Genomic DNA, 1,699 nt, shown 5'->3' with positions numbered 1-1,699 from the left:
GTCGACGGCCCGGCGCAGGCGATCGCGGGCCTCGTCCTGCCGGATCTCGTCGAGGTCGGGCGCGTGCGTGTCTATCCACAGCGGTCCGTCCATGACGTGTGAGTCCGGTCCGGGCGCTCAAGAATCGGTCGGTCGGCGGGCCGAGACGACGAACCGGCACCAAGTGTCAGGAGGAAGAGACGTCCCGAGCCGGGGCGGCCACGCGCCATTTCCTTACGATCACCCCCCTGCAGATCGTTTAGAAGTCGGGTGGTGGCGGTAGTCCGATAGGCAGAATTACCCGCAAAAAAACCGTTAGAGGGACCCTTCGCACCTCTCAGATGTTTTGAGTTTTTAATAGTCTTTCGAGTAAATAAACATCAATCGTTAAGTATCGGCCACCCAAACTCGGGGACACATGTCACGTGACAACAGTGCCGATTCGGAGAGCGAACTCACCCGTCGCCACTACGTGGCCGGCGCCGGGAGCCTCGCAACCGTGGGGATCGCCGGCTGTTCCGGCGGCGGCGACGGCGGTGACGGGGGCAACGGCAGTGACGACGGCGACGACGGCGGCAGCGGTGACCCCGTCGAAGTGCTTCACGGCTGGACCGGCGGCGACGGCGCCGAGGCGGCCGATGCGCTCGAAGAGGCGTTCAACGAGGCCGACCGCGACGCCGAACTCGAGATGGAGCCAATCGGCGGCGGCGGCAACGAGAACCTCGACTCGGTCGTCGCGAACCGGCTCCAGAGCGACGACGCGCCGGGCGCGTTCGCGAACTGGCCGGGCCCGAACCTCGAGCGTTACGAGGGCGCGCTCGGCAGCGTCGACGACGTCTGGGAAGAGAACGACTTCGAGGACGCGATGGTCGAGGAGGCGATCGACTTGCACCAGCAGGGCGGCAGCTACCGTGCCGTGCCGCTCGGTTCCCACCGACTGAACTGCCTCTTCTACAACGTCTCGGTCGTCGAGGACGCGGGCGTCGACGTGGACTCGCTCGAGAGCCCCTCGGCGCTCATCGACGCGCTGGAGACGGTCGCGGACGAGACGGACGCGATCCCGATGACCCACGCGATGAATGCCACGTGGCACACGACCCAGCTGTGGGGTGCCGTGATGCTCGGCGAGAACGGCTACGAGCCGTACATGGACTTCCTCGATGGCAACGGCGACGAGGAGGCCGTCCGTTCGGCGTTCGAGACGACGGCGGACATTCTGGAGAACTACATCAGCGACGACGCGTCCTCTATCGACCTGACCGAGTCGAACGAGAACATCGTCAACGGCGACGCCGCGTTCATCCATCAGGGTAACTGGGCGGCGGGTGCGTTCCGAAACGCCGACGACTTCGAGTACGATGAGGACTGGGGCTTCAAGACGTTCCCCGGCACGGAGGGGATGTACACGCTCCACTTCGACTCGTTCCTCTACCCGGCAGACAACCCGACGCCCGAGGCGTCGAAGACGTGGGAGGCGTTCGTCGGCAGCGAGGAGGCACAGATCGCGTTCAACCAGTACAAGGGGTCGATCCCGACCCGTACCGACGTCAGCATGGACGAGTTCGGTCCGTACCTCCAAGAGACGGCCGAGGACTTCGCGGACGCGGAGTACCGGCCGCCCAACCTCCAGCACGGGCTCGGCGTCACCTCCGATACGATGACGGAGCTGAACGACGTCATCTCATCGGAGTTCACCGGCCCGTACAACGTCGACGCGGTG

Annotated in this window: 1 protein-coding gene; it reads left to right on the top strand. The window is 65.2% G+C overall.

Translation table 11 applies throughout. From position 1 onward, the window contains the following. Positions 1-397: 397 nt before the first annotated feature. On the top strand, positions 398-1,699 hold a 1,302-nt coding region (locus U4E84_RS16835; protein ID WP_322533256.1), incomplete at its 3' end, for an ABC transporter substrate-binding protein.

It is taken from the genome of Halorubrum sp. AD140, from assembly GCF_034497445.1.
Classification (GTDB): domain Archaea; phylum Halobacteriota; class Halobacteria; order Halobacteriales; family Haloferacaceae; genus Halorubrum.
This window is presented reverse-complemented; position numbering and strand designations above follow the sequence as displayed.